Origin of the sequence: Stenotrophomonas sp. HMWF003 (assembly GCF_003061285.1) — a bacterium.
In the GTDB taxonomy this organism is placed as follows: domain Bacteria; phylum Pseudomonadota; class Gammaproteobacteria; order Xanthomonadales; family Xanthomonadaceae; genus Stenotrophomonas; species Stenotrophomonas maltophilia_AP.
This window is the reverse complement of record NZ_QAIW01000426.1, coordinates 1,176-3,263: the sequence shown is the minus strand read 5'-3', so window position 1 is coordinate 3,263 and position 2,088 is coordinate 1,176. Positions and strand designations below refer to the sequence as shown.

General features: G+C 71.9%; 2 protein-coding genes and 2 pseudogenes. All 4 read left to right on the top strand.

The window, feature by feature from the left end:
• A pseudogene (locus DBR34_RS23930) lies at positions 1 to 198 on the top strand (argininosuccinate lyase); the annotation flags it as partial.
• A 77-nt stretch (positions 199 to 275) separates the two neighbouring features.
• Complete coding sequence (locus tag DBR34_RS18295; protein WP_128097836.1) at positions 276 to 536, top strand: YciI family protein; 261 nt, start codon at positions 276 to 278, stop codon at positions 534 to 536.
• An 11-nt stretch (positions 537 to 547) separates the two neighbouring features.
• Positions 548 to 1,699, top strand: coding sequence for a glutamate 5-kinase (gene proB / locus DBR34_RS18290; protein WP_128097841.1), 1,152 nt, complete (start codon positions 548 to 550; stop codon positions 1,697 to 1,699).
• 116 nt (positions 1,700 to 1,815) lie between these two features.
• A pseudogene (locus DBR34_RS23925) lies at positions 1,816 to 2,088 on the top strand (gamma-glutamyl-phosphate reductase); the annotation flags it as partial.

Sequence of the window (2,088 nt, the reverse complement as noted above, 5' to 3'; positions counted from 1 at the left end):
TATGCCACCGACGTGGCGGTTGAAGCGGCCGTGGCCGGCGTTCCGTTCCGCGAAGCCTACAAGGCTGCTGCGGCCGGGGCCGACAGTGCAGGGCAGGGGCGTACGCCCGAAGGCAGCCTGGCCGCGCGCGTGTCGCCCGGCGCGGCCGCCGACCTGCGGCTGGACGAACTGCGCGCCCGCTGGGCCGCGCTGGTGTGATCAGGACGGCGGCCGCGAGGTCGCCGTTTTTGCAACTGTACTGCCCGGCGCTGCCCGGCAACCCGAAGGGACACCCGATGAACATCTGCTACCTGGTACTGGTCACCCGCACCCCGGCATTCCGCGACGAGGTCGGCGCCGAGCACGCCCGCTTCCTCGATGACGTGCGCGCGCGCGGCCAGCTGCTGCTCACCGGCGGCTTCACCGACAAGAGCGGGGGCGCCTATGTGCTGCAGGACATGGCCGACCTCGCTGCCGCGCAGGCGCTGGTGGACACCGATCCGCTGCTGGTGCACGGCAGTGCCACCGCCAGCATCCACGAATGGGCCACCCGCTGAGGCATGCACCCGTGATGAGCCCGACCGTGCACTCGCCGTTTCCCGAACAGACCCTGCCGCCGTGGAAGCGCGCCGTGCTCAAGGTCGGCAGCAGCCTGCTGGCTGCCGATGGCGGCGGGCTGTCGCCGCGTCATGCGCTGGGCCTGGCCCAGTTCGTCTCGGCCAACGTACTGGCCGGGCGCGAGGTGGTGATCGTGTCGTCCGGCGCGGTGGCCGCGGGCCGCGCGATCGTGCCGCGCGCGCTCGAAGCCGGTGCGGCGATGGCCGCGCGCCAGGCGCTGGCCGCGCTCGGCCAGGCGCAGCTGATCGGCCTGTGGCAGCGCTTCTTCGAGCGCCCGGTGGCGCAGGTGCTGCTCACCCACGACGACCTGCGCAACCGCCGCCGCTACCTCAACGCACGCGCCACCCTCAACGAGCTGCTGCGCCTGGGCGCGTTGCCGGTGGTGAACGAAAACGACACCGTGTCGGTGGACGAGCTCAAGCTGGGCGACAACGACAACCTGGCCGCCACGGTTGCGGCGCTGATCGATGCCGACGTGCTGTTCATTGCCACCGACATCGATGGCCTGTACAGCGCCGACCCGCGCCGTAACCCGCAGGCCCGCCCGATCCACGACGTGCCCGAGCTCACCGGCGAGGTGCTGGCCATGGCCGGCGGCGCCGGCAGCGGGGCCGGTACTGGCGGCATGCATACCAAGCTCGAAGCGGCAGCCAAGGCCGGGCGGGTCGGCATCGACACCTGCCTGTTCAATGGCCGCGACAGCGACGTGGTGCGCGCACTGGCCCAGGGCCGGCTGTTCGGCACCCGCATACACGCCGGGCAGACCCGTGTGGCCGCCCGCAAGTACTGGCTGCGGCATGCCCCGCTGGAACCCGGGGCGATCCTCATCGACGACGGTGCGGCCGCCGCGCTGCGCGACAAGGGCGCCTCGCTGCTGCCCGGTGGCGTGCGCGGTGCCGACGGCGATTTCCGCCGTGGCGACATGATCGAAGTGCGCCTGCGGAATGAGCAGGGCGAGGTATGCCTGGCGCGCGGCGTCAGCCAGTACTCGGCCAGTGACATCCGCCGCATCGCCGGCCACCACTCGCGCGACATCGAGCGCGTGCTCGGTTACAACTACGGTGGCAACGTGATCCACCGCGATGACCTGGTGGTGCTGTAACGCGCAAGAACATCCACGGTAGAGCCACGCCAGGCAGGGCTGCGCAGCCTGGGCCCGTTTGACATCCCGCAGCCACGCATGGCGTGGCTCTACCCTGTACTTCAGAGGATATTGAGATGGTTGCCAGCCCCCCCACCGACATCCGCGCCCAGGCGCTGGCCTGCCGCACCGCGGCGCAGCAGCTGGCGCAGCTGTCGTCCAGCGCCAAGGCCGCGCTGCTGGACGCCATGGCGGCCGCGCTGGAGGCCGATGCCGCGCCCATCCTGGCGGCCAACGCGCGCGACCTGGCCGCCGCGCGCGACAAAGGCACCGGCAGCGCCATGCTCGACCGCCTGGCGCTGGACGCCACGCGCCTGGCCGGCATCGCCGCGGCATTGCGGGAAGTGGCC

Coding starts and splice junctions, on each gene's coding strand:
- DBR34_RS18295 (WP_128097836.1), top strand. CDS start 276: ATGAACATCTGCTACCTGGTACTGGTCACCCGCACCCCGGCATTCCGC.